Source organism: Streptomyces sp. NBC_00569 (assembly GCF_036345255.1).
Classification (GTDB): Bacteria; Actinomycetota; Actinomycetes; order Streptomycetales; family Streptomycetaceae; genus Streptomyces.
This window is the reverse complement of the sequence record NZ_CP107783.1, coordinates 844,402-869,188: the sequence shown is the minus strand read 5'-3', so window position 1 is coordinate 869,188 and position 24,787 is coordinate 844,402. Positions and strand designations below refer to the sequence as shown.

24 protein-coding genes, 1 pseudogene and 1 riboswitch are annotated in these 24,787 nt (G+C 71.0%); of the genes and pseudogenes, 17 read left to right on the top strand and 8 right to left on the bottom strand.

Features of this window, described 5'->3' with window-relative positions:
• Nucleotides 1-8: 8 nt before the first annotated feature.
• Nucleotides 9-99: riboswitch (ZMP/ZTP riboswitch) on the bottom strand.
• A complete protein-coding gene (locus OHO83_RS04075) occupies nucleotides 86-982 on the bottom strand; it encodes a helix-turn-helix domain-containing protein (RefSeq protein WP_330278692.1) in 897 nt (298 codons plus the stop codon). It overlaps the preceding riboswitch by 14 nt.
• A 97-nt stretch (nucleotides 983-1,079) precedes the next feature.
• Here OHO83_RS04075 and OHO83_RS04070 point away from each other — a divergent pair, with 97 nt between their 5' ends.
• Together OHO83_RS04070 and OHO83_RS04065 are read left to right on the top strand one after the other, a co-directional pair.
• The gene (locus tag OHO83_RS04070; RefSeq protein WP_266678805.1) at nucleotides 1,080-1,874 is read left to right on the top strand and encodes an NAD(P)H-dependent oxidoreductase; all 795 of its coding nucleotides are present in this window, start codon (nucleotides 1,080-1,082) and stop codon (nucleotides 1,872-1,874) included.
• Nucleotides 1,875-1,957: 83 nt separating this feature from the next.
• Nucleotides 1,958-2,935 (top strand): TIGR01777 family oxidoreductase, encoded by a 978-nt coding sequence (locus tag OHO83_RS04065; protein WP_266678807.1) that lies wholly within the window; start codon nucleotides 1,958-1,960, stop codon nucleotides 2,933-2,935.
• A gap of 29 nt (nucleotides 2,936-2,964) precedes the next feature.
• Here the strand turns inward: OHO83_RS04065 and OHO83_RS04060 are convergent, their stop codons facing one another.
• The gene (locus OHO83_RS04060) at nucleotides 2,965-3,672 is read right to left on the bottom strand and encodes an SDR family NAD(P)-dependent oxidoreductase (protein WP_266678809.1); all 708 of its coding nucleotides are present in this window, start codon (nucleotides 3,670-3,672) and stop codon (nucleotides 2,965-2,967) included.
• A 275-nt stretch (nucleotides 3,673-3,947) separates the two neighbouring features.
• On the opposite strand from OHO83_RS04060, the gene OHO83_RS04055 reads away from it, so the two are divergent.
• The 7 genes from OHO83_RS04055 to OHO83_RS04025 all read left to right on the top strand — a co-directional run bounded on the left by OHO83_RS04055 (nucleotide 3,948) and on the right by OHO83_RS04025 (nucleotide 11,469).
• Nucleotides 3,948-4,208 carry a hypothetical protein gene (locus OHO83_RS04055; RefSeq protein WP_329432113.1) on the top strand — a complete coding sequence of 87 codons (261 nt, stop codon included), beginning with the start codon at nucleotides 3,948-3,950 and terminating at the stop codon, nucleotides 4,206-4,208.
• A 690-nt stretch (nucleotides 4,209-4,898) separates the two neighbouring features.
• Nucleotides 4,899-6,122, top strand: a complete 1,224-nt coding sequence (locus OHO83_RS04050; protein ID WP_266678813.1) for a cytochrome P450 family protein — start codon at nucleotides 4,899-4,901, stop codon at nucleotides 6,120-6,122.
• 93 nt (nucleotides 6,123-6,215) lie between these two features.
• Complete coding sequence (locus tag OHO83_RS04045) at nucleotides 6,216-6,467, top strand: 2Fe-2S iron-sulfur cluster-binding protein (RefSeq protein WP_330278691.1); 252 nt, start codon at nucleotides 6,216-6,218, stop codon at nucleotides 6,465-6,467.
• A 501-nt stretch (nucleotides 6,468-6,968) separates the two neighbouring features.
• Nucleotides 6,969-7,532, top strand: a complete 564-nt coding sequence (locus tag OHO83_RS04040) for a winged helix-turn-helix domain-containing protein (RefSeq protein WP_330278690.1) — start codon at nucleotides 6,969-6,971, stop codon at nucleotides 7,530-7,532.
• Between the two features lie 122 nt (nucleotides 7,533-7,654).
• The gene (locus tag OHO83_RS04035; RefSeq protein ID WP_266678818.1) at nucleotides 7,655-8,503 is read left to right on the top strand and encodes an oxidoreductase; all 849 of its coding nucleotides are present in this window, start codon (nucleotides 7,655-7,657) and stop codon (nucleotides 8,501-8,503) included.
• Between the two features lie 352 nt (nucleotides 8,504-8,855).
• A complete protein-coding gene (locus tag OHO83_RS04030) occupies nucleotides 8,856-10,856 on the top strand; it encodes a hypothetical protein (protein ID WP_330278689.1) in 2,001 nt (666 codons plus the stop codon).
• Between the two features lie 109 nt (nucleotides 10,857-10,965).
• Nucleotides 10,966-11,469: a GNAT family N-acetyltransferase gene (locus tag OHO83_RS04025; protein WP_266678822.1), complete on the top strand. Its 504-nt coding sequence runs from the start codon at nucleotides 10,966-10,968 to the stop codon at nucleotides 11,467-11,469.
• Nucleotides 11,470-11,693: 224 nt separating this feature from the next.
• On the opposite strand, the gene OHO83_RS04020 is transcribed toward OHO83_RS04025, so the two are convergent.
• Entirely contained in the window at nucleotides 11,694-12,581 is an 888-nt protein-coding gene (locus OHO83_RS04020) for an alpha/beta fold hydrolase (RefSeq protein ID WP_266678824.1), read from the bottom strand.
• 85 nt (nucleotides 12,582-12,666) lie between these two features.
• Here OHO83_RS04020 and OHO83_RS04015 point away from each other — a divergent pair, with 85 nt between their 5' ends.
• The gene (locus OHO83_RS04015; protein WP_330278688.1) at nucleotides 12,667-13,272 is read left to right on the top strand and encodes a CGNR zinc finger domain-containing protein; all 606 of its coding nucleotides are present in this window, start codon (nucleotides 12,667-12,669) and stop codon (nucleotides 13,270-13,272) included.
• 163 nt (nucleotides 13,273-13,435) lie between these two features.
• On the opposite strand, the gene OHO83_RS04010 is transcribed toward OHO83_RS04015, so the two are convergent.
• Nucleotides 13,436-13,903, bottom strand: coding sequence for a nuclear transport factor 2 family protein (locus tag OHO83_RS04010; RefSeq protein ID WP_266678828.1), 468 nt, complete (start codon nucleotides 13,901-13,903; stop codon nucleotides 13,436-13,438).
• Nucleotides 13,904-14,075: 172 nt separating this feature from the next.
• Here OHO83_RS04010 and OHO83_RS04005 point away from each other — a divergent pair, with 172 nt between their 5' ends.
• The 3 genes from OHO83_RS04005 to OHO83_RS03995 all read left to right on the top strand — a co-directional run bounded on the left by OHO83_RS04005 (nucleotide 14,076) and on the right by OHO83_RS03995 (nucleotide 15,605).
• The gene (locus tag OHO83_RS04005) at nucleotides 14,076-14,486 is read left to right on the top strand and encodes a nitroreductase/quinone reductase family protein (protein ID WP_330278687.1); all 411 of its coding nucleotides are present in this window, start codon (nucleotides 14,076-14,078) and stop codon (nucleotides 14,484-14,486) included.
• A gap of 86 nt (nucleotides 14,487-14,572) precedes the next feature.
• A complete protein-coding gene (locus OHO83_RS04000) occupies nucleotides 14,573-15,109 on the top strand; it encodes an NUDIX hydrolase family protein (RefSeq protein WP_330278686.1) in 537 nt (178 codons plus the stop codon).
• Nucleotides 15,110-15,251: 142 nt separating this feature from the next.
• Nucleotides 15,252-15,605 carry a DUF1330 domain-containing protein gene (locus OHO83_RS03995; protein ID WP_266678833.1) on the top strand — a complete coding sequence of 118 codons (354 nt, stop codon included), beginning with the start codon at nucleotides 15,252-15,254 and terminating at the stop codon, nucleotides 15,603-15,605.
• 24 nt (nucleotides 15,606-15,629) lie between these two features.
• Here the strand turns inward: OHO83_RS03995 and OHO83_RS03990 are convergent, their stop codons facing one another.
• A complete protein-coding gene (locus OHO83_RS03990) occupies nucleotides 15,630-16,139 on the bottom strand; it encodes a hypothetical protein (RefSeq protein ID WP_266678835.1) in 510 nt (169 codons plus the stop codon).
• A 142-nt stretch (nucleotides 16,140-16,281) separates the two neighbouring features.
• On the opposite strand from OHO83_RS03990, the gene OHO83_RS03985 reads away from it, so the two are divergent.
• On the top strand, nucleotides 16,282-16,713 hold the full coding sequence (locus tag OHO83_RS03985; protein ID WP_330278685.1) for a PPOX class F420-dependent oxidoreductase: 432 nt from the start codon (nucleotides 16,282-16,284) through the stop codon (nucleotides 16,711-16,713).
• 108 nt (nucleotides 16,714-16,821) lie between these two features.
• On the top strand, nucleotides 16,822-19,614 hold the full coding sequence (locus OHO83_RS03980) for a SpoIIE family protein phosphatase (RefSeq protein WP_443066028.1): 2,793 nt from the start codon (nucleotides 16,822-16,824) through the stop codon (nucleotides 19,612-19,614).
• Nucleotides 19,615-19,619: 5 nt separating this feature from the next.
• On the opposite strand, the gene OHO83_RS03975 is transcribed toward OHO83_RS03980, so the two are convergent.
• Genes OHO83_RS03975 through OHO83_RS03965 form a run of 3 tightly spaced genes read right to left on the bottom strand, consistent with a single transcriptional unit; the run spans nucleotide 19,620 to nucleotide 22,626 of the window.
• Nucleotides 19,620-20,711: a DUF6183 family protein gene (locus tag OHO83_RS03975; RefSeq protein ID WP_330278683.1), complete on the bottom strand. Its 1,092-nt coding sequence runs from the start codon at nucleotides 20,709-20,711 to the stop codon at nucleotides 19,620-19,622.
• An 18-nt stretch (nucleotides 20,712-20,729) separates the two neighbouring features.
• On the bottom strand, nucleotides 20,730-21,149 hold the full coding sequence (locus OHO83_RS03970) for a hypothetical protein (RefSeq protein WP_330278682.1): 420 nt from the start codon (nucleotides 21,147-21,149) through the stop codon (nucleotides 20,730-20,732).
• 52 nt (nucleotides 21,150-21,201) lie between these two features.
• Nucleotides 21,202-22,626, bottom strand: a complete 1,425-nt coding sequence (locus tag OHO83_RS03965) for a hypothetical protein (protein ID WP_330278681.1) — start codon at nucleotides 22,624-22,626, stop codon at nucleotides 21,202-21,204.
• 61 nt (nucleotides 22,627-22,687) lie between these two features.
• Between OHO83_RS03965 and OHO83_RS03960 the strand changes: the two genes are divergently transcribed.
• On the top strand, nucleotides 22,688-23,434 hold the full coding sequence (locus tag OHO83_RS03960; protein ID WP_266678843.1) for a TetR/AcrR family transcriptional regulator: 747 nt from the start codon (nucleotides 22,688-22,690) through the stop codon (nucleotides 23,432-23,434).
• A 125-nt stretch (nucleotides 23,435-23,559) separates the two neighbouring features.
• A pseudogene (locus OHO83_RS03955) lies at nucleotides 23,560-24,467 on the top strand (aminoglycoside phosphotransferase family protein).
• Nucleotides 24,468-24,787: the final 320 nt, after the last annotated feature.

Sequence of the window (24,787 nt, the reverse complement as noted above, 5' to 3'; positions counted from 1 at the left end):
CGTCATTGACCATTCGCCCAGGCGCACGGCATACATCGACCCTTTGGTCAGGCCGCTCCCCGGTGGTTCTCCACCCCAGCGCCAGTCACGGCCTGTCCGACACTGTAACGGTTTCGGTCAGCCGTGCGAGAGCCGCGGCCTCCTCGCTGCCGTCCTCGGCGCTGAAGACATGCACCACCAGGCCCGTCTCGCCGGGCGCGGCCGGTACGTGCAGCGTCTCGAAGTCCAGGGTGAGCAGCCCGGCCACCGGGTGCCTCAGGCGCTTGCGCCCCGCCGCGCACATCACGACCTCGCCGCTGTCCCAGATGCGCCTGAACTCCGCGCTGTGCGAGGTGAGTTCGGCGATGAGGCCCGCCAGTTCCGTGTCGTCCGGGTAGCGCCCCGACCAGACGCGCAGCTGGCCCACGGCCTCCGCCGCCCGGTCCTCCCACTCCGGGTGGACGACGCGCGAGGCGGGGTCGAGGAACAGGTACCGCGCGTTGTTGCGGTCGCGGCGGGCCGGCTCGGCCAGGCCGCCGATCAGCTCGGCGCCGAGCGCGTTCCACGCCACCACGTCCAGGCGGTGGTTCGTGGCGAAGGCCGGGAAGCCGGCCATGGAGTCGAGGAGCCGCCGCAGCATCGGGCTCACCCGGGCCTCGGGCGCGGGGCCCCGCCGGGCGCCTGCCAGGGTGGCGAGATGCCCGCGCTCCGCCGTGTCGAGGCCGAGCGCTCCGGCGAGCGCGTCGACGACCTCGGCGGACGGCTGAGTGGCGCGGCCCTGTTCCAGGCGCACGTAGTAGTCCACGCTGATCCCGGCGAGCTGCGCCAGCTCCTCGCGGCGCAGTCCCCGCACCCGTCGGCGGCGGCCGCCGGAGAGCCCGACGTGCTCCGGTGCGACGCGCGCGCGGCGGGCGCGGAGAAAGTCACCGAGACCGTGCTGCGAGCCGCCGGTGGTGAGGGTGGTAACCGCGTCCGTTCCCCCGATGTGGTTCACGCCGTCCATGGGCCCAAGTATGCGTGGTCCTCGCAGTACCAGGATCAGCGTTCCGCCGTTGACCAGGGTGCTGGCTGCCCGGACGCGCCCGGGCGAACGTGGTGGCATGAACGACACGACGCCTCGGCGGCCCAAGAAGATCCTCGTGGTCAGCGCCCACCCGGAACCCCGTTCGCTCAACTCCGCGTTGACCGACTTCGCGGTCGAGCACCTGCGCACGGCAGGACATGAGGTGAAGGTGTCCGACCTCTACGCGATGAAGTGGAAGGCGACGGTGGACGCCGACGACTTCCCCGAGCACACCGGAGCGGGCCGGCTGCACGTGATGGCCGACTCCGAGCGGGCGACGCTCTCGGGCGGTCTGTCGCCCGACGTCGCGGCGGAGCAGGAGAAGGTGCGCTGGTCGGACGCAGTGGTCCTGCAGTTCCCGATGTGGTGGTTCTCGGCGCCCGCGATCCTCAAGGGCTGGATCGACCGGGTCTTCACGAGCGGCTTCGCGTACGGCCCCGCGGTCCCGCCGCCGTACGGCGAAAGCTCCCTGCCGGGCAGGCGGGCGCTCGTGTCGGTGACCGTCGGCGCGCGCGAGTCGGCGTTCTCCGATCGAGGCATCCACGGAAGCCTCGACGACGTCCTGCACCCCGTCCAGCACGGCCTGTTCTGGTTCACCGGCATGAGCCCGCTGGAGCCGTTCGCGGTGTACAGCGCGAACGAGCTCCCCGACGACCGCTTCGTCACGGCACGGAAGGAGTACGCCCGACGGCTCGACACACTCTTCACGGCCACGCCGGTCCCCTTCCGGTCGCTCACGGGCGGGGACTACGACCACGACATGAGGCTCCTGCCGGGGGTGGAGACCCCGGGTGCGAGGGGGCTCGGTCTGCACGTCCGCGACCGGGGCTGAGGGCCTTCTCGACTACTCCCTTCTCGATTTGAACACGTTCAAATGTCTGCGCTAGGGTGGTGCCGACGCGATGAGGGGGCTCCATGAAGATCGTGATACCCGGCGGCACCGGGCAGGTGGGGACGATCCTGAAGCGTGAACTGGCCGAAGCGGGACACGAAGTCGTGGTCCTCACGCGGCGGCCGGTGCGCGAGGGGGAAACGCGCTGGGACGGCGAGACCCTGGGGCCTTGGGCCGAGGCCGTCGACGGCAGCGATGCCGTGATCAACCTCGCCGGACGCAGCGTCAGTTGCCGCTACACCCCCGCCAACCTCCGGGCCATGATGGACTCGCGCGTGCGGTCCGCCGAAGTCGTCGGCGAGGCCGTCGCCGCCGCCGCGCGACCTCCGAGGGTGTGGCTGCAGATGAGTACGGCGACCGTCTACGCCCACAGCTTCGCCGCACCGAACGACGAGGCGACCGGCGTGCTCGGCGGCGACGAGGCCGGCGTCCCCGGCTACTGGAGCTACAGCGTCGAGATCGCCAAGGCGTGGGAGCGAGCGCAGGAGCGGGCGGACACCCCGCACACCCGCAAGGCCGCCCTGCGCTCCGCGATGGTCATGAGCCCCGACCGCGGCGGCGTCTTCGACATCCTCCTGCGCCTGGCCAGACTCGGCCTCGGCGGTCCGGTCGCGGGCGGCGGCCAGTACGTGTCCTGGATCTACGACCGTGACTTCGCCCGAGCGGTCCGGTTCCTGATCGAACGCGACGACCTGGACGGGCCCGTGAACCTCGCCGCCCCAGAGCCGCTGCCGCAGCGTGACTTCATGCGCGCGCTTCGTACGGCATGGGGCGTCCCGGTGGGCCTGCCCGCGACGAAGTGGATGGCCGAACTCGGCGCGTTCGCGCTCCGCTCGGACACCGAACTCCTTCTGAAGAGCCGCCGCGTCGTCCCGGGCCGGCTGCTCGACGCGGGCTTCTCCTTCGACCATCCCGCGTGGCCCGATGCCGCCGCCAACCTCGCGCGGCGTGTACGCGGGGGACGTGACGTCACGCGGGACATGGCGGACGGACTGGTGTGAGGCGGGGGCCCGTCGGGCGACCCGCGTCGTCACCAGGGGAGCGGGCCCTCCGCGGCTACGTACGTGCCGGTCGGGCCGTCGGGGCCCAGCTGGGCCATGCGCACGATGATCTCGGCGCCCTCCTCGACGGTCTGGATGCCGGTGTGGGCGTTCAGGTCCGTCGCGGTGTAGCCGGGCTCGACCGCGTTGATCCGCATGCCGGGGAACGCCTTCGCGTACTGCACGGTGATCATGTTCACCGCCGTCTTCGACGCCGGGTAGGCGACTCCGGGATAGGCGTGGGTCGGCGTACCCGCGTCGGTGACCCGCGCCAGCGATGCCAGGCCGCTGCTCAGGTTGACCACGACCGGCGCCTCGGACTTCTGCAGCAGGGGCAGGAACGCGTGGGTGACACGTACGACGCCGAAGACGTTCGTCTCGAAGGTCGACCGCATCTCGTCGGCCGTCACGTCCGCGGCGCCGATCACGCCGCCGTCAGGGGTCCGGCCCTCGATGCCGGCGTTGTTGATCAGCACGTCAAGTCCGCCGTCGGCCTCGATGGCCTTGGCGGCGGCGGCGACGGAAGCGTCGTCCGTGACGTCGAGCTGAACCCAGAGTGAGCCGAGCCGCTCAGCGGCGCGGCGGCCGCGCTCCGGGTCGCGGCTGCCCACGTAGACGGTGTGGCCTGCGGCGACGAGCCGACGGGCGGTCTCGAAGCCGAGACCCTTGTTCGCTCCGGTGATGAGTGTTTTCGTCATGGCACCAGCGTGCGGCGGAGCGGCGCCGACAGCCAGGCGTCCCGTCTTCCTGGGACCGGCAGTACCAGGCGGGTGCCGACGCGGCCACCCCAGGAGTGCTCCCCGGCGTCGCCCCGAGATGCGTCCCGTCGAGTGTCACCTCGACCTCAGCTTTAGGGTGAGGGTTCGGTGATCCTGGGGGTCGCATCGCGCGCGGCGCGTGTCACCGGCCGCCGAACGCCCCCCGGCCGGCCTCGGGCGGCAGGCCGGTGACGCGGGTGACGTGTCGCCGCAGCATGGCAGAGGTCCCCATGTCGGCCCGTGCCGCCGCGACGGCCGGCCTGGACACGCTCCCGCGCCAAGCCCGGGCCGGCCGCTTCACCGTGGTCGCGTTCGGCTCCGCGCGGGACGCGCGCGTCGCCGGCCTCGTCCGCGACCGGCTCGACCGCGAGAGGGGCAGCGGACTCGTCCTGTACGAACACGCGCTGGGTGGCCGGGTCGCCGTCACGCCCTGGGCCGCGCACACTCCCCGGACGAACCCCCGAGGCGCGCGATGATGAACCTCGCGCCTCGGCGCGGCATCCGCGCGGAGGGCACCCCCGAGCCCGTACCCGCCGACGCCGAGGGCCGTTCCGCGCAGTCCTTCCTCGTGGAGGCCGTCGTGACCCGCGGTCACGAGACGCGCCGCGCGGTGGCGGGAGGCCGTGACATCCACGCCGTCACGGCGCCGCTCGTCGTCGAGGGCCTCGCGCGCCTTCTCCGAGGTGACCGGGCGGTGACGGGCGTGGTCGCAGTCGGCGAGGCGTTCGACGCCGGGAGCTTCCTGCGCGCACTCACCCTCGACCACCTGAAGCGCCTCGGGCTGCCAGCCGGGGCGAGTCGAGCGCGGTGTCTCGCTCGAGGCGGTGGCCGAGGAAGGGGCGTGGAGTCGGTCGCCTGCGGGCAGCGACTCCGGTCCGTCTTCCGTGCCAACACGGCTGTGTGCGGCCTGCTCTTGACGGACCGTCGAGCGGTTGACTTTCGGCCAAGACGGGGCCCGTCGAGGACCGGGCGGCTTAAGGGGGCCGTCCGCGTCCGCACCGCCGCGACCGTCATCGAGCGACCGGCAACCCTGGTCCGCCCGCATCGAACCGGCCATCGGTGCCTGACGGTCGTAATGATCTTGGGTACGTTCCTACGGGCTCTCGCGCCGCGGGGCGGCGCGTCACCGTACGGCCCCGAGATCCCGATCAGACAGGAGCCATTTCATGGGACCGCAACCCGTCGCACTCGACCCGGCAGGCGCCGACATCCACGCCGAGGCCGCCCGGCTGAGCGCCTTGGGCCCGGCGACGCTCGTCCGGCTCCCGGACGGCCCCGAGGCATGGGCCATCACCAGCCACAGCCTGGTCAAGGATCTGCTGACCGACCCGCGCGTGTCCAAGGACGCCCGCCTGCACTGGCCCGCGTGGCAGCGCGGCGAGTACCACGAGTCCTGGCTGGCCACCTGGGTCGGCGTGAACAACATGTTCACCGCGTACGGGAGCGACCACCGACGGCTGCGCAAGCTCATCGCACCGGCGTTCACGGCACGCCGTACCGACGCCATGCTGCCCTCGGTCGAGCGCATCACCGCCGCCCTCCTGGACGAACTCGCCGCGGTGCCCCCGGGATCCGTGGTCGACCTCCGCGAGGGCTTCACGCACCGACTGCCGATGCAGGTCATCTGCGAGCTCTTCGGCATCCCCGAGGGCGACACCCGCGCCGAACTGGCCCGGCTGTCCGAGATCATCATGACCTCCGTCGACCCCGTGGAGGCGGGCGCGGCGTTCGTCGAGATCCAGGCGCTGCTGAAGGGGCTGGCCGCCCTCAAGCGCGAGGAGCCCGCGTCGGACCTGACCAGTGTGCTCGTCGCGGCCCGGGACGAGGATGGTCACCGGATGACCGAACAGGAGCTGATCGACACGCTCCTGCTCGTTCTCGTCGCGGGCCACGAGACCACGGTCAACCTCATAGGCAACGCCGTTCACGCCCTGCTCACGCACCCGGAGCAGCTCGAACTGGTCCGTGCGGGCGAGCTCTCCTGGAACGACGTGATCGAGGAGACCCTCCGCTGGGCCCCCAGTGTCGCCAACCTTCCGCTCCGGTTCGCCGTCGAGGACATCGAGATCCTGGGCGGCCCCACGATCCGCAAGGGCGAGGCGATCCTGCCGTCGTTCGCGGCCACCGGCCGCGATCCGCAGCAACACGGTGACACCGCCGGGCAGTACGACGCCCGGCGGCCGAGCGCCGAACACCTCAGCTTCGGCCACGGAGTCCACCGCTGCCTGGGCGCACCCCTGGCCCGTATGGAAGCCGCGGTCGCCCTCCCGGCGCTCTTCGACCGCTTCCCCGACATGGAACTCGCCCTGCCCGCAGACTCGTTGGCACCCGCAGGCGGCTTCATCGTCGGAGGCCTGAAGGCGATCCCCATGAGGCTGACGAAGGGCTGACCCTGACCCAGGTCGGGGCGCGCGCGGCGGCCGAAGCTCCACACGCTCACCCGGCCACCACGCGCACCGGGACCGAAGACCCAGCCGCGCAGCGTGTTGTGCACGAAACGGGGTCTCCGGAGCGGCGGGCTCCAGGCGTTCGATGCGGCGGACCAGTGCGGTGCGGAAGACCTCCATCTCGAGCCGAGAGATCGGCCGGCCCCGCAGGGAACCGCACCGGAGGGAAGCGCAGGACGCGCGACTTCGTCGACCCTCGACGCTCTGGACCGCACGGGCGTACGCGTCTTGAGCAGTTGCCGCCAGGGAGCGTGCGGCACGTGCGAGACGCCGGTCCTGGCCGGATAGTCCCGAACACCGCGACGACCTGCTCACCGATCAGGAACACGCCGAGAATCGGGCGATGCTGCTGTGCGTGTCGCGGAGCGCCGGACCGAGGCTCGCGCTGGACGTGTGACCGAGCCGTTTCGCGGCGACGGAAGGGCGGACAGGGAGCTGCGCAGGGCGTGCCGTCGCCGTCCGGATGTGTGTCCTGGGAAAGATCCCCCTCCAATGGCGTGGCCAGGAGCGGACGCGATCGTTGGGCAGCGCATGAACGACCCGCGCAAAAGCGTTCCTGCGCCCCGACCGCGTCACGCTGCCCCTCTGGGCGGGGGCGGGGCCGCCTCTCCGACGCCCATCTACGACGCGCTCGTGCACCAATGGCGCGCCCTGCAGCGGGAGGTCCCGCGGCCGCCCACCGCACGGCAGGGCTGGGTGCGCGTAGACCCGCAGGACCTGTTCCACCGTGGTTGAGGCAGTCCACAAGAACCCTTGCACAAGACCTCTTGTGTAAGTAGTGTCGCCCGTATGGCCCCTCCGATCACCGATTCCCGGGTGCTGGCCGCGATGGCCCACCCGGTGCGCCGCCGCCTGCTCGACCTGCTGAAACTCGACGGCCCTTCCACCGCCAGCGCGCTGTCGCAGGCGACGGGCGAAGCCGTCGGCAATGTGAGTCATCACCTGAAGGCGCTGGCCGCCGCGGGGCTGATCGAGGAGGCCCCCGAACTCGCCCGCGACCGGCGTGAACGATGGTGGCGGCGCACCACGCCGAAGCTCCTGTGGTCCTCCGTCGACTTCGCCGACGACGCGGCGGGGGAGGCCGTCGCGAACGCCGCCGAGTCCCTCAACCTCGAACGGCAGGTCGACCAGGTGCGCCGCTGGGCCGATCAACCCCAGTCCGAACAGCAGCGCTGGCCGCTCGGCCCCTTCGTCGCCGAGGTGTGGCTGCGGATGACCGATGCCGAACTCGCCCAGTTCAAGGACGAGATCGTGGAAGTCATGGACAGGTGGGCCGACCGGGAACTTCCCGACGACGGTCAGAAGCGGGAAACCGTCTTCACCTTCGCCCGTGGAGTGCCGGGTCACCCGTAGTCCGTACCTGCATCCGCATCCGCGCCGCACACGCATCCCCGAACAGAGCATCCGGCACGTACGACCCCTACGGCACACGCATACGGCACACGCAGTCAGTCAGGCTCACGAAAGCAGGAGACATGTCTGTTTGGTTCATCACCGGCGCCTCGCGAGGTCTGGGCGCGGAGATCGTGCGGGAGGCGCTGGCGCGAGGACATGAGGTCGTCGCCACCGCACGTGACGCCGAAGCCGTACGCCGCGCGTTCCCGGACGCGTCCGACGCCCTGCTCGCCGTCGACCTGGACGTCACCGTGGAGGCGACGACACGGGCCGCGGTCGATGCCGCACTCGCGCGCTTCGGCCGCATCGACGTCCTGGTCAACAACGCGGGGCGCGGCCTCCTCGGGGCGGTGGAAGAGGTCACGGACGAGGCCGTACGCGCCGCGTTCGACATCAACGTCTTCGGGGTGCTCAGCACCCTGCGGGCCGCACTGCCCACGCTTCGAGCCCAGCGGTCGGGCCACGTGATCAACATCAGCTCGGTCGGTGGTTTCGCCACCGCTCCCGGTGTCGGCCTGTACGGCGCGACGAAGTTCGCCGTCGAAGGCATCACCGAGGCACTGCACGGCGAACTCGCCCCCTTGGGCGTCCATGTCACGGTCGTCGAACCCGGCGGCTTCCGCACGGACTTCCTCGACGCGTCGAGCCTCTACACCGAGCCCCGCCTGATCGACGACTACGCCCCCACGGCAGGCGCCACCCGCAAGGCCCTCGCGGACGCCAACCACCGCCAGCCCGGAGACCCCGCCAAGGCGGCAGCCGCCGTGGTCGGCCTCGCCGAGACCCCCGAACCCCCGCTCCGCCTCGTGCTCGGCGCCGACGCCGTGGCCCGGGTCGAGGCCAAGCTCGACCTCGTCGCCCGCGAGCTCGACCGGCACCGCGCCCTGGCCATGTCCACGGACCTGTCGTCGTCCGACGACCCGGCATGACGTAGGGGTAGACCCGTCGACCACCGGACCTCGAACGCGCGGACGCCGTGCTCTGCGAACTGGACGAGGACCAGCCGGCCGGAGGTGCCGCGCCGGATCGTGGCATCTCCGCGCACCAGGGCCCCGCGCCACCCCGCAGATCCGGCCGCGGCCCATCACGCCTCAGTGACCTGCTTGAAGTTGCTCGAAAGTTCCATTGACCGAGCAATTTCAAGCAGATAGCTTTCCTTCGTCCTCAGATCGTCAGTTCCCCGCGACACCTCCCCTCGGCACGTCCCGGAGCTGCGCGGGTGAACAGGGCGGCGGGCCGGTGGGACCACCGGCCGCGCCGCTCTCGTACAAGGAGAGTCCGTTGCCGGCGCGCTACCACCTGCGATTCCAGCTTCCTCCCCGCAAGGACCCGGCCGAGGCGGTCGCGCACGCCACCGCCCTGGCCCGGGCCTGCCAGGAGGCCGGGGTCGACGAAGTCGTTCTCCTGCTCGCCGCCGAGGAGGTGTTCGACGGCTATCTCACCGGTGAGGCCGAAGACCGCTGGTACGAGACCACGGCCACCGTCAGTGACGTCCTGCGCGACGCCGGACTCGACGTCAGCCTCAACCCCTGGGTGACGACCGGCCACGCGGACCGCGGTCGCAAGGACGCCCACGGCTTCCTGCCGATGGTCTCGCCCACCGGCAGGACCGCCGCCGCGCAGGCCTCGTTCACCTGCCCCGACTGGCGCGAATGGCTGTACGCCCACTACGGACGCTTCGCCGGACTCGGCTTCCGCGTGCTGTGGCTCGAGGACGACTTCCGTTTCCACAACCACGCCCCACTGGACTGGGGCGGCGGCTTCGAGGCCCCCGTCCTGAACCGACTGGCCGATCTCGCCGGCCGCCCCGTGACCCGCGACGAGGTCGTGCGGGCGATCACCGAACCCGGCCCGCCGCACCCGTGGCGCGCCCTCCTCCAGCAGGTCTGGCGCACCGTACAGACGGAGATCGCCGAGCGGTTGAGCGAGGTCGTCGAGGAGATTTCGTCGGGGCGGTCCAGACTCGGGCTGATGAGCTCTCTGCCCGACGTCCACTCCGTCGAGGGCCGCGACTGGCCGGCGCTGTTCCAGGCCCTGGCCGTACAGGGCCGGGCCACGCACCGGCCGCACTTCGCCCCGTACAGCGACAGCGCCCCGCGTTCGATCAGTGGCCAGATGTGGCTCCTGGAGTCCCAGCGCGCGCTGCGGCCCGCCTGGGTAGAGTCCGAGCCGGAGATCGAGAACTGGCCGCACACCACCTGGTCGAAGTCGGACGTGCAGACCTGGTCCGAGATGACCACGGCCCAACTGTCCGGCGCGGACGCCCTGTTCCTCAACGTGCACCCCATGCAGGCCGGCCGCCCCGACCGCTTCCGCGGCACCTCTCAGCTGCTGCGCCGCTCACGCCCGGCCCTCGACTGGATCGCGGGACGCCACACCAAGGAGGCCCGGACACTCGGGGTCGGGCTGCCGTACCGCCAGGACGCCGCGGCCCACGTCCGCACCCGGACCGGCACTCTGGACGAGCTGCGCACCGGCCCGCGCGGGGCAGCCGACTTCCTGCTGCGCTACGGCATCCCGGTGACCGCCTCAAAGGCCCCGGTGCAGGCTGTCTTCGGCAAGCTGGCCTGGGCGTTCGACGACGGCGAGATCCGGGAGATGCTGACGGGCGGACTGCTGCTCGACGGAGTCGCGGCCGATGTGCTGACGCGGCGCGGATTCGGCGATCTCCTCGGTGTCCAGGTCACCGAGGTCGTCGACCGCGAGGACGCGCAGGCGGCGGACCCCTTCAGCTTCGAACAGATCACCCACCACCCCGACCCCGACATCGTCGGCACGCTGCTGAGCGTCAACACGCAGCCCGCGCTGGCCCGCCTGCGCCCGGGTCCGGAAGCCGTCGTGTGGACGCACGTCCTCACACCGGGGGAGGACGTGTGGGGCGCCGGAAGCTGCGGATACGTCAATGAGCTCGGCGGGCGCGTCGCCGTACTCGCCGCCACCGACCCCGCCGACCTGCCCCGCGACGACTTCGGGCAGCGCGTCATCCACGCCGTCGTCCGGTTCCTGGAGGGACCGAGCCCGACGCTGCCGCTGGTCAGCGGCGGACCGCACCTGATCCCGCACCTGTCGCAACAGGACGGGGTGACACGACTCGCCATGGCCAACGGCAGCTTCGACCCTGCCCTGCCCCACGTCGACATCCCCACACCGCCCGACGCGGTGTCGTCGATCCGCCTGGACCCGCTGAAAACCCCGGCACCGGCGAGCGTGCTCCACGGAGAGGAAGGCATCACGGCCGAGACGGAACTGCCGCATCGCGCTTGGCTGATGCTGGCCTGGTGAGCCGCCGCACCGGGCGCCGCAGGCCTGGTGAGCGCGTGACCAGCGGCCACCCGGCCCTTGGCGCCGAAATTCACTTGATCCTCCCTCCCGCGGCGCAGAGGGTGCAGGCATGACGACGGAGCTTCGCCTGGAGGCGATCACCCCGGCCAACTTCGAGACCGCGACAGCCATCGAGGTCCGGCCGGACCAGCACCACTTGGTCGCCCCCGTGGTGAAGTCCCTCGCCGAGGCCTATGTGCATCCCGAGGTGGCCTGGCCCCGGCTGATCGTGGACGGCGGGCGGGCCGTCGGCTTCCTCATGGCCTTCTTCGACATCGACTTCGCCGGGGACGGTACGGGCAACGACGTGCGTTCCGGACTCTGGCGTCTGAACATCGCTGCCAATGAACAGGGGCGGGGGTACGGCCGCTTCGCGGTCGAGTCCGTCGCGGACGAGATCCGGCGCCGCGGCGGAACCCGTCTCACGGTCACGTGGCACCCCGGTGCGCGGGGCCCGGAAGGGTTCTACCTGGGGCTCGGGTTCCGGCCGACCGGCGAGACGAGCGGGGATCAGACGGTCGGGGAGCTGGACCTGGCTCGGCAGCCCGTGGCGGGACGGTCCCGGACGGCGTAACTCAGGGCGCCGGGCGGGTGTCCTGTGCGTACGGTCGGCGATGGGCGCCCTGACCGGACGGCGCACCCGGGCGGCCTCGCGGTCCACTTCGCACGTACCGCGAGGCCGCCCATCGCCGCGTCGGGCGGGGGAGGGGTACTGGCAGACAGACCCCGGACAGCGGGGAGTTGGCCGATCCCCGGAAGGGTCCGTACGCGCTTCGGCCGGAGGTCGTCCACGGAAGGTCAGGCGCGGTCCAGGAAGTCCGCGATCAGAGGGGCGATCTGCGGCAGGTGGTCCTCCAGGGCGAAGTGACCCGTCTCGAAGAGATGCAGCTCCGCGTCCGGGACGTCGCGGAGGTAGGCGCGGGCCCCCGGCTCGGGGAAGAAGGGGTCGTTGACGCCCCAGGTGATCAGCGTCGGCGGCCGGTGCTCGCGCAGCCACTCCTGCCAGGCCGGATAGGCGGCGACATTGCTCTTGTAGTCGTAGGCCAGGGCGAGTTGGGCCTGCTTGCGGCCGGGCAGGTCCAGGAAGTGCTGGTCCAGCAGCCAGCCCTCGGGGGCGACCAGCGAGGGATCCGAGGTGCCGCCCTCGTACTGGGAGCGGGTGGCCTCTTCGGTGAACAGGCCCATGATGGTCCGCTCGGCCCCGGGAGTGTCCGGGGTGAGCGCGGTGAAGTCACGCGCCGCGTCCGACAGGCCTTCGGCGTAGGCGTTGCCGTTCTGCACGATCAGGCCGGTGATCCGCTCCGGGTGACGCAGTGCGAGACGGAAGCCGACGGGCGCGCCGAAGTCGAAGAGGTACAGGGCGAACCGGGTCAGGCCCAGGCGTTCGACGAAGCCTTCGGTGACGGCCGCGAGCCGGTCGAAGCTGTACTCGAACCCGTCGGGCGCCGACGTGTGACCGAAGCCGGGGTAGTCGGGCGCGATGAGGCGGTAGTGCGCGCCCAGGGTGTCGATCAGGCGCCTGAACTGGTGTGAGGCGGACGGAAAGCCGTGCAGCAGGAGCAGCGCGGGGGCGTCGGTGCGCTCTGGCAGTGATTCGCGGTAGAAGACCTCGACACCGTCGACATCGATGCGCCGGTGGGCGGTTCGGGCGGGAAGGGTGACGCGGGGTGTGGTCCGGGACTCCATGTCACATGCCTCCGATGCGAGAAGATGCATTAGTTATAGCGACACCTTTTCTAACGCGTCAATGGCCGGATGTAGCATTAGGTGCATGAGTGACGGCGAACCGCTGACCGGCGAACCCCTGGCCCTGGACCTCGTCAACACCCGGCCCACGGGGCTTGACGGCCACCCCGCCGACCTGATCGACACGCCACGACGGCTGGCCGCCTGGCTGGACCTCGAAGCGGACCGACTCCCCGCGGACCTCACCCGTACCGCCCCGAGCGCGGACGACCTCGCCGCCGTCCGTGCCGTCCGTGGCCACATCGAGGCCATCCTCCGCGCGGTGACCGAAGGAAACGCGCCGCCCCCGTCGGCCTTGCGTGCGCTGACCGAGGCGCAGCGCCTCGCGCCGGCCTTCCGTGAACTGGCCTGGGACGGCGCCGCCGTGACGGCGGCCCCCCGCCGGACCGGACCGCTGGGTGTTCGCCTCGCCGCCCTTCTGGCGGAATCCGCCGCCGACCTCCTCACCGACCCCGGGATCGGCAAGGTCAGGCAGTGCGAGGCCGAGGACTGCGTGCTGCTGTTCCTGCCGGCCCACCCCCGCCGCCGCTGGTGCTCGGCCGCCCGCTGCGGCAACCGCGCCCGCGTGGCCCGCTACTACCGGCGCCATAAGCCGAACGCCGTGAACAGCGAGACAGAGATGGGGAGTTGAGCACCATCTCCCCGTACTCGCACGTGTCCGTCCGTTCGTGAGGCGTGCTTCCGATCACGTCCGGAGTCTGTGAAACTTGAACAGTCACGCTCGTCGTGGCAGCCCCCGCCGTCCCATCCCCGTGACGGCGGGGCGCTACGCCGTCACGTCGCGGGGAGCGGGTTCAAAGACCGAGATCGGTGAGGCCAGGGTGGTCGTCGGGGCGGCGGCCGAGCGGCCAGCGGTACTTGCGCTCGGACTCCTCGATCGGCAGGTCGTTGATGCTCGCGTGGCGCGTGCGCATCAGGCCGTCGTCGTCGAACTCCCAGTTCTCGTTGCCGTACGAACGGAACCAGTGGCCGGAGTCGTCATGCCATTCGTAGGCGAAGCGGACCGCGATGCGATGACCCTCGAAGGCCCACAGTTCCTTGACGAGACGGTAGTCCAGCTCCCGGTTCCACTTGCGCGACAGGAACGCGACGATCGCTTCCCGGCCGGTGATGAACTCGGCGCGATTGCGCCAGCGTGAGTCCTCGCTGTAGGCCAGGGCGACCTTCTGCGGGGAGCGGCTGTTCCAGCCGTCCTCGGCGAGGCGCACCTTCTCGATCGCGGTCTCGCGGGTGAAGGGCGGGAGGGGTGGACGTGTGGACATGGCTGCCTGCCTTCGAATGGTCAACTGGGGCCGTTCTACAGGAGAACGTAGGCTTCCGGTGCGCGGGCCACCAGGACAGGCACGCGTAGGACTCGTTCGAGCAGGACAAGATCGAGCAAGGCACGTCGGAAGAGGGGAGGGGCGCATGGCGAAGTCGTACCGTGTCGGACCCGTGACGCGCGCGGTCAACCGGGTGTTCCTGACCATGACCCGGCTGGGGATGGGCAAGGGCTACCGCTTCGTCCTGACCGTGAACGGAAGGAAGTCGGGCCGCCCTTACTCCATCCCGGTCGACGTGATGTCGGCGGGCGGCGAGCGCTGGCTCGTCGCCGCTTACGGGGTGAGCAACTGGGTGCGCAACGCGCGCGTCGCCGGCGAGGTCGGCCTGAGCCGCGGCGGCCGCTCCGAGAACCTGCGCGTGGTCGAACTCGACCCCGAGGAGAGTGTCGCCGTGCTGCGGCAGTACCTGCGGGAAGTGCCGGTCACCCGGGCCTACTTCGATGTGACGCTCGATTCGGCCGACGAGGAGTTCGCCGCAGAGGCGGCAGGGCACCCGGTGTTCCGTCTGGTGCCGTTTGCCTGAATTCGCGTAGGACCGTCCATGCCCGATCGGGGTGTTGCCTGGAGCGGCGTGCGTGACGCGGCAGACGGTGAAAGTACGATCGCCCAATGTCTGATACGACCGAAACCACGCCCGGCTGGCTCACCTCCGACGATCTTGAGCAGGCGCGCGCCCGCATGCCGATCCTGTACGTCGAAGCCGTACCGGTGCGAGTCGACAACAATGGTGAAGTCACCCACATCGGACTGCTGTTGCGCATCGGGCGGGACGGGACGGTCAGCCGCTCCTTCGTCTCCGGCCGGGTGCTGCACCACGAGCGCGTCCGCGACGCGCTGCTGCGTCATCTGGAGAAGGACCTCGGCCCGGTCGCCCTGCCCCGCGTACCGGCGTCCCTGCAGCCTTTCACCGTCGCCGAGTACTTCCCGACGCTCGGCGTCACGCCGTTCCACGACCCGCGCCAGCACGCCGTGTCCCTCGCGTACATCGTCCCCGTGACGGGAGACTGCCGGCCCCGGCAGGACGCGCTCGACCTGGTCTGGTTCACCCCGGAGGAGGCCTCGTCACAGGTGGTCCAGAACGAGATGCCGGGCGGGCACGGTGTCCTGCTGAAGCAGGCCCTCGCGTACGTGGGGGCCCTTTCCTGAGGGTGGAACGGGTGGGAGGCCGGCGAACGCTGTGACGCCCCGCCGGCAACTACCTCAGAGGTAATCGACCCCTCGAACGCCCGCGGGCTACGTTCAGGTCCTCGTCTCCGCGCCGCGAGGACCTGAACGAGGGAGCCCGATCGTGCCCGCCTATGGTTTCGCGCATCTTCGCAGCCGCCGGCATCACGCCGACATCATCGAGTACCTGGAGCGCATCCAGGCCACGCTCGACCCCTTCGAGGGCCGCTTTGTCATCCACGGCCCGCCCGCCGAAGTGGTCGAGGGGAGCTGGCCCGGCAGCATGGTGCTGATCGAGTTTCCCGGCCTCGCCGAGGCGCGTGCCTGGTACAACTCGCCCGCGTACCAGGACATTCTGCGGCTGCGGACCGACCACATCGAGGGGGATCTGCTGCTGATCGAGGGCGTCGGACCGGACTACGACCCGACCGAGCGGGCCGCGAAACTGCGTGCGGAGGCGGGGCGGTCGGGCGAGTAGCCGAGGCCGGAGCGCGCCCGGCCCTCAGGACGCTGTCGAGGTCGGGGAGGCGTCTGTCCGGGACTTCGAGCGGGCGCCGTCGCACACGAGGTTGACAGTGATCGTGACCGCAGCCCTGGGGGACGCCGCCGTGGTGGGCGGGAGGCCGGCTGCCGCCGTCCAGTTGCCCTTGCGCAGGGTGAGTGACGCGCCGCCCATGTCCGGACCGCTCTTCCAGCCGTGGTCGGAACGGGCACGGGCGAAGCCGGCCTTCAGTGCCGCGCCGGCCTTCGCCGACTCGCCCCGGCCCGTCAGCCGCTCGGTGCACTCGATCACGATCTGATCCTGCGGCGCCCGATCGAGCGTGACGCCCTCCGCCGCCAGCGCGGACGTCAGCTCGCGCACCGCGGTGTCCGCCGACAGGCGCGGTTCCGCGGATCGTGACGGAAGCGGGCCCTTGTCGTCGATGAGGCGGGTACAGCCCGTCGCGGCTGCCGTCGCGGTCACCGCCATGACCAGTGCCACGATGTGCGTCGTCACCTGACGGCGTCGCATGATCCCGTCCATCCCCTCGAAGCCCCCAACGGCAGACCAGTCTCCCATCCACGCGCTGCGGGGCTGCGGGGGCCGGTCCTGCGACGCGGTGAGCGTGTGTCCGAGGGGAATAGAGGCATCGGATCGGGACTTGGTTCTGTATATGACCGACACTTCGTTCAACCCGCGCACGCTCCTCGCCCAGAGCCGACTCGGTGTTCTCGCCACGATCAAGTCGGACGGCCTGCCTCAGCTTTCCCCCGTCATGCCCTTCTACGACGAGGAGGCCGGTGTTCTCGTCGTCTCGATGACCGAGGGGCGGGCCAAGACGGCGAATCTGCGGCGCGACCCGCGCGCCGCGCTGGAGGTCACCAGCGCCGACGGCTGGTCGTGGGCCACGGCCGAGGGCCCGGTGACGCTCGTCGGACCGGGAAATGACCCGAACGGCCCTGAGGTCGACGCCCTCGTCAACTATTACCGCGCCGCGTCCGGAGAGCATCCCGACTGGGACGAGTACCGGTCGGTGATGGTGGCGGACCGCAGGGTGCTCATGACGATGAATGTCACGCGCGTGTACGGGTCCCAGGCAGGCTGACGCGCCTGTCGGGTCACACCTCGTGAGCGAACTCCTCGCTATTGCTGCCCTCTGTGAATCCCCGGCCGGCGCTTCGCCCCCGATTACGCACAGTGCTACAAAGGGGATATGACGCAGTCCCTCGGGCGGCCTGCCGCCCGACAGGGGGGCGCTGTTTCCGGGGATCCACAGCCCTCCTGGGGACAGAGCCTCCGCTCCCTCGTCAGCGTGCACAGCGTCGCAGGCCAGGTGTTTCTGCTGCAGCTGACACTGACCGTGCTGCTCGTCGTCGCGGCCGGCACGGCACTCGTGCTCCAGGCCAGGGACTCCGCCATGAGGGAGGCCAGTCAGCGCTCGGTCGCGACCGCCGAGTCCTTCGCCCACTCCCCGGGGACGCTGGCCGCCATGAAGTCCGCCGACCCCGGCGCCGTGCTCCAGCCCAGCTCGGAGGCGACCCGCAAGGCGACCGGTGTCGGCTACGTCGTGACGTTCAGCCCGGAGGGCATCCGCTGGTCCCACCCCGACCCGCGTCTGATCGGCAAGCGCGTGGTCGGCTCGTTCGAGCCCGCGCTCGCCGGCCATACGGTCACCAGCACCTTCAACACATCCATCGGCCCAGCCGTGAACACGACCGTCCCGGTCACCGACACCGACGGCTCCGTCGTCGGTCTCGTGAGCGTCGGGATCACCGTGGAGAACGTGAACGCCGGGGTGTCGGACAGACTGCCCCTGCTCGTGGGGTCCGCCGTCGGCGCGCTACTCGTCGTGACGGCCGGTTCGGTCCTCGTGAGCAAGAGGGTGCGGCGTCAGACCCACGGCCTGGACCCCGCCCAGCTCTCGCGCATGTACGAGCACCATGACGCGGTCCTGCACGCCGTGAAGGAAGGCGTGCTCATCACCAGCGGGGACGGCCGCCTGCTGCTCGCCAACGACGAGGCGAAACGGCTCCTCGGACTGCCCCCGGGTGCGGAAGGGCAAGCCGTCGCGGAGCTCGGCCTCCCCCCGCACATGGCCGAACTCCTCGTCACGGAACGTGTCGTGACCGACGAGGTGCACCGCGCGGGCGACCGCCTGCTCGCGGTGAACGTGCGGTCGACCGCCATGTACGGAGGGCCCGCCGGCAACGCGGTGACACTGCGGGACTCCACCGAGCTGCGGGCCCTCGCGGGCAGGGCACAGGCGGCCAGGGAACGCCTGCAACTCCTGTACGACGCGGGCGTGCGCATCGGCACGACCCTGGATGTCGTCCGCACGGCGGAGGAACTGTCCCAGGTCGCGGTCCCCCGCTTCGCCGACGTCGCCTCCGTCGAACTCCTGGACGGTGTCATGCGGGGCGGTGAGCCCGGCGGAGACATCGCCGAAATGCGCCGCACGGCAGTGACGGGCATCTCGCGCAAGGACGTGTTCTACCCCGTGGGCGAACTGATCCGGTTCGTCCCCTCGACGCCGATGGCGAAGTCCATGAGCACCGGCCACGCGGTACTCGAGGAGGATCTGGGCGCGGCACGCGCCTGGCGCATGCAGGACCCCGAACGGGCCCGGCGCATTCTGGAACACGGCATCCGTTCACTGATCAGCGTGCCCCTGAAGGCGCGCGGCGTCGTGCTCGGCCTCGCGAACTTCTGGCGCGTGGAGGGCACCGGGTCCTTCGAGGCGGAGGACCTGTCGACCGCCGAGGAGCTGGCGGCCCGCGCCGCCGTGGCGATCGACAACGCCCGCCGCTTCACCCGCGAACACGCCATGGCCGTCACCCTGCAGCGCAGCCTGCTGCCCGGCGAGCTCCCCGAGCAGTCCGCGCTCGAGGTCGCCCACCGGTACCTGCCCGCCGAGGCGGGGGTCGGGGGCGACTGGTTCGACCTCATTCCGCTGCCCGGCGCCCGCGTCGCCCTCGTCGTCGGTGACGTCGTCGGGCACGGTGTGCGCGCGGCGGCCACGATGGGGCAGCTGCGCACCGCCGTCCACAACTTCTCGTCCCTCGACCTGACCCCCGACGAACTCCTGAGCCACCTCGACGATCAGGTCGCCCGCATCGACGCCGACGCGGCACGCGACGACGACAGCGAGGGCGACGGCGCCCGCATCGTCGGGGCGACCTGCCTCTACGCGATCTACGACGCGGTCACCGGACACGTGACAATGGCCTCGTCCGGGCACCCGGGCCCGGCCGTGGTCCTTCCCGACGGCATGGTCACCCTCCTCGACGTACCCGTGTCGCCGCCCCTCGGGCTCGGCGACAGCATGCCGATCGAGACTCTTGAACTGGTTCTGCCCGAAGGGTCCCAACTCGTGCTCTACACGGACGGTTTGATCGAGGACCGCCACCGCGATTTCGACACGGGCGTCGAGATGCTGCGCGCCGTCCTCTCCCACGGCGCGGACCGCACGCCGCAGGAGACCTGCACGCAGGTCCTCGACGCGGTGATGCCGGAACGGCCCGACGACGACGTCGCCCTGATGGTGGCCCGCACCCGGCTCCTCGACCCCGGCCGCGTCGCCGAACGGGATGTGCCCTCCGACCCGGCGGCTGTCGCACCCGTACGCTCCGGGTGCCTGCGCCAGCTCGAATCGTGGGGCCTTGACGAGATCGGGTTCTCCGCCGAGCTCGTCCTCAGCGAGCTCATCACCAACGCCATCCGCCACGGCACCCAGCCCGTCAAGGTCCGCCTGCTGTACGACCGCAACCTCATCTGCGAGGTCTCCGACGGCAGCAGCACGGCACCCCATCTGCGCCGGGCCGCCACCACCGACGAGGGCGGACGAGGACTGTTCCTCGTCGCCCACTACGCCGAACGCTGGGGAACGCGCTATTCGCCGCGCGGCAAGGTGATCTGGGCCGAGCTGTCCCCGCACGCCGCGGAGCCGGAACCCACAGCGGACCTCGGCGACGACTTCCTGGATCAGTGGGTCGAACCGGATTTCTGATTCGGTCAGTCGGTGTCCGTGGCGGCGAGGACGGCGAGCCGGCGACGGTCGGGCGAGAGCGCGGCGATGCCGTAGTCGGCGCAGACGTCGTTGTGGAACCACTCCGCGTCGGCCTCGAAGTGGAACCACGTGCTCTGGCTCGCGTGGCGCTCGACGTCCTCGGCGCTCGCGCCCTCGGCGGTCCCGCTGAGGCCTGCCAGCGAACGCCAGGCCCAGAGCCGTCCGTAGGCACCGTGTACGCCCTCGCCGTACATGCCGCCCATCGACGCCGTGGCGAAGAGCAGCCGCCAGATCTCGTCCACCGGGCGGGCCGCGATCTCGAAGCGGGCCGTGGGGCCGAGCCCGTCGACGCAGGGCATGGGAAGGGTCGGGAGGAGAGCGGGCACCTGCTCCGGCGTGATGGCCTCGTCGAGGCGGAAGACCCAGGCCCCGTGGCCACCCCAGTCCCCGGCCTCCGGGGCGGCGACGATGCTCGTGTGCACGGCCGTGGTGGCGACGTCCGGGAGCGCGGAACGCAGGGTCGTGCGCGGTGTGGGCGGATCCATCCGGCCCTCGGTGGGCAGGCCCGATCCGCCGCCTCTGGCGGAGCCGCGCAGTGAGCGGCTGGGGAAGTCGACGGCGGTCTCCATGGCGCGGAGCCGGTCGGGCAGCCACGCGAGGGCGGACCAGCCCGGCCGGACGATCGTCCAGGTACGCAGCGGCCGGAAGTCGTCGACGTCCACGCCGCGAAGGATCAACTCGTGGAAGAGACAGCCCCGCAGCTCGTCGAGACGGTCCGTGCGGGGGCGCTCGAACACGACGGCCGCCAGGTCGGCGGGCTCCTGGTGCTCGGCGAGGAGCGAAGCGACGATGCGCGGGTGGAGGCCGGTCGACGCCTCGTCGAGGAGCCGGAGCAACTGCGTGAGGCTGTCACGTCCGCGGGTGAGAGCAAGTACGCGTACGACATGGGCCAGATGGCGTCCGTACTCCCGTGCCCGCTCGGCGGCGGCCTCGTGCCGGTCGGCGAGCCGCGCCCCCAACTCCCGCAGATACGAGGTGTCACCGCGTGCCGCGCGCGCCTCGACCTGATCCCAGTCGAGGCGGACGGGGTCATCCATTACGTCTTCCACGATCGGTCACCCTACGGGGCGGGGTTCGCGCCGGGTCACGACGACCTGGACGTCGTCCTCGTAGACGACGTGGCCCGGGTCGGTGGACCGGACGACGCGGCATTCGACCCCGTGTGCGGCGAGGATCTCCAGGTAGCCGTCGACGCGCTCTATGAGGTGCGTCGCCGTCGGCTTGAACCAGGCGGTGGCCGTGGGGTTGACCGCCGGGTCGTAGACCGTCGGGTCCACGTTCGACGGGTCGGGGTACGCGAGGTCGTACCAGGCGTTGTTCTCGCGCCGGAAGAGTTCCTGCTCCTCGCTGAGCCTGCCCGCGCGGCCGAGGCGGTTGACCAGACCGAACACGCCCGTGAAGTGGCCCCGCTCGTTCGGCGTGACCGCCTGGAACCGTACGTACTCGGTGGGGCCGCCGCTGCCTTGAGTCGTCATCGGGCGATCTTCGCATGCCTGAGCCGACGGCTTCCGTGCGGCGGCCGGGCGGCTATGCCGGCCAGGCGGACAGGAACACGGGGGTCACGGACGCGGGGAAGCGGACCAGCGACCCGTCACGCGTCACCGGCACGGCGACCCCGAACGCGTCCACGGCGTGAGCCTCCGCATGCGGCCAGGGACGTTCGATCCGTGTGGGCGGCGCGTCCTCGCCGGTGAACACGTCCCCTGCCGTCCACACGACCTCCAGCGGGCCGCGCCCGGGCCGAGACACCTCGAAGACGTACAGGTGAGGACGGTCCCCGGCCGCGAGCCGGCGCACGCCGTCGGCGCCGTCCAGATGTCCGGCCAGACGGGCGAACGCGTCGGCCGAAGGATGGCGTACGGACAGCTCCGGTCCGTCGTAGTCGAGCAGGGCGAGCTTGCCGAACAGGAATCCCATCATGTTCAGCCGGTCGCGGTAGCCGGGGATCTCGGGCGCGAGGTTCCAGCACACGGTGCGGGTCACGCCGGCGGCCAGGGCGAGAACGTTGCGGGTCACGACCTGGCGGCAGTTGATCCGGTCCCTGCGCGCGGTGAGTTCCGGAGGGCAGTCCTCGAGGAACATCCGCAGAGAGTCGGGGAGTTCGGCCGCCCGGGCGTACAGCGCCCGCATGGTGCTGCGGTCCGGCGGCTCCGCCTGAGCACCGGTGGCGGGGGACGTGAACGCCGCCATCATCTCCCGCTGGAAGACGGCCTGCGCCTCGGGGAACTCGAACAGGGTCGGCCCGTTGTACTCACCGGCCACCACAGGCCGTTCGTAGCCGTGCCGGCGCATCATCGCGCGTACGGACTCCACGTGTTCCGGGATGTCGTGCGGGTCGCCGTACAGGTGCACGGAGAAGAGGTCGAACGCGTCGCGGCCGTGCTCCACCACGTGGTCGAAGAAGGCGCGCTCCTCGCTTCCGGGCGGGCTCGACAGCACGTCGTAGCCGCAGCCGCCGAGGACGATCCGCGCGCCGGGGTCGGCGTCACGCACCGCGCGCGTGAACGCCGTCAGCTGCTCGACGTACTCGGGCGCGGTGCCGTCCCAGAGGAGGCCCGTGTTGCTCGGCTCGTTGTTGCACTGCCAGTAGTCGATTCGGCCTCTGCAATGGGTCACCAGGTGGCGCACGAAGCGCGCGTACTGCGCGGTGTCACGTGCCGGCGAGGACGGGAGGAACGCCGAAGGGTTCCTGGTGGCCCAGGACGAGCTCGAACAGACCGTGACCCATGCCTCGTCGCCCGGGTCCAACTGGTCGAGGATCGCGTCCACCACGGTCCAGTCGTAGCGACCGGGCTCCGGCTCGACCTGTCCCCAGTAGACGTAGACACGCACCAGCGAACCGCCCAGTGCCCGGATCTGCGGGACGAAGGGATCCGGCTTGCCGAACATGCCGTAGCTGATCCCCCTGACGATGCCGAGCCGGATCCCGGCGGGTGCGGCGGTTGCCTCCATGACGCTCTCCTCACGCTTACGTTTATGTCATAAACACTAGCTGATGACATAAACTGTAACCATGAAGGACGAGCGGACAGCGGCCGGAGACTTCGGTACGCCCTTGATCTGGACCCGTGCGGAGCCGCCGAAGCGCCGGCAGAGCCCGCTGGAGCGGGACGACATCGTGCGGGCCGCGACGGCCGTCGCCGACGAGGGCGGAGCGGAGGCCCTGACCATGGCCGCGGTCGCCCGACGCCTCGGGCCGTACACACCGATGGCGCTCTACCGCCATGTGATGAGCAAGGACGGACTCGTCGACCTGATGCTCGACGCCGCCACCGCGGAGATTCCCGTGCCCGCGGAGCCGGGCCCCGACTGGCGCGCCGACCTGCGGGGGATCGCCACGGAGAGCTGGGCCATGGCGAAGAGGCACCTGTGGTTCGCGCAGCTCGTCCCGACCCGCCCCCCTCTGGGTCCCCATATGCTGCGCCGCACCGAGTTCCAGCTGCGGGTGCTCGTGGAGCGGGGCGCCGCACTGGGTGAGGCCGTCGCGTACGCCGCCCTGCTCGACCGCCATGTCTTCGGCGGCGCACAGCAGGAGGCCGAGGAACACGCCATGCGCCGCCGGCTGGGAATCGACACCCCGGAGCGGCTGACCGCGGCGGTCAACGCGGTCAGGGGAGTGGCGGAACAGGGCGGGCACGAACTGCTGGCGCGATGGATGGAGGAACCGTCCGGGCCCGACATGGACGAGCAGTTCGCCCTCAGTCTGACGTTCCTGCTCGACGGCATCGAGGCGCGTCTGCCGAACCCGGAAGCGTGTTAGGGGTCTGTGTCAGGGGTCTGGCGGGGGCGGGGCGTGGGGGAAAACCGGTGGACGGGTGCGGCGGCGAACGGCTGTGATGGCTCGGAACGCCTGCCGCTGAGGCGGGCCGGTGCGAGGAGCTGCGCTTGGCGACGACGGACTCCGCGGATGCCCGCCCCGCGATCGGCGAGGCTCTGGTCCGGAGTCTGGTCGACCGGGAGTTTCCCCGATGGGCGGGACTGCCGCTGAAGTTGGTGGACCCGGCGGTTCGGATCACGTGATCTACCGGCTCGGTGACGAGCTCTCCGTACGGCTTCCCCGGAGTGCGGGTGTCATCGGACAGGCCGCGAAGGAGTACGAGTGGCTGCCCCGGCTCGCGCCGCACCTGCCGCTCGCCGTCCCCGTGCCGGTGGGGGTGGGGGAGCCAGGGTTCGGCTACCCGTGGCCCTGGTCGGTGTCGAGGTGGCTGGACGGCGAGGTGGCGACCGTCGAGGCGTTGGCCGAATCGTCCGAGGCCGCGGTCCAGTTGGCGGAGTTCCTGCTCGCGCTTCAGCGGTTCACCCCACAGGCGGGACCGGCGGAGGGCGCCCTCGACGGTCTTCTGGACTGCTCCGGTGGCTCGTTGGCCGACCGTGACGCCGCGACGCGGGCGGCGATCGCGGAGGCCGGTGACGAGTTCGGCGCGGGAGCGATGACCGATGTCTGGGAGACGGCACTGAGCGCTCCGGCGTGGGACCGGCCTCCGGTCTGGTTCCACGGTGACTTCCACACCGGCAATCTGCTGACCGTCGATGGGCGTCTCAGCGCGGTCATCGACTTCGGCGGCTTCGGATCAGGTGACCCGGCCCGTGACCTCATGATCGCCTTCACTCTGATGTCGGCCGCGAGCCGGGCCGTGTTCCGCGAGGCGCTCGGCGTGGACGACGAGACGTGGACACGAGTCCGTGGGTGGGCCCTGGCCACCGGCCTGAACGCCTGCACCACGTACGCCGCCACGCATCCGAGGGTCGCCGTGCAGGCCACCCGTCAGATCGAGGCGGCCCTTCGGGGGTAGGGGCAGCATGCTGATTGAATCGGCGGGTTCGGGTGCGGGGGAGATGCGAGGGGGAGACGATGACGGCGTGTGTCGCCGACGAGCAGGAGCGGCTGCTGCGGGGGCCGAGGGACGACCTCGAGCGGGCTCGGCGGGATCCGGAGACGTGGCATGCCCTGGCATTCGCCGCGGACCGCACCGACGGAGGCCGCGTGATCGACCGCGGCTACGCCGCCCGCTCCGCGGTGCTGTGGGCGCTGCAGTACGACCATCGGCCCGAGGACCTGCCGCTTCTGCGGTTCCTCCTCCGACAACAGATCACCTTCTACCGGGAAGCCGTC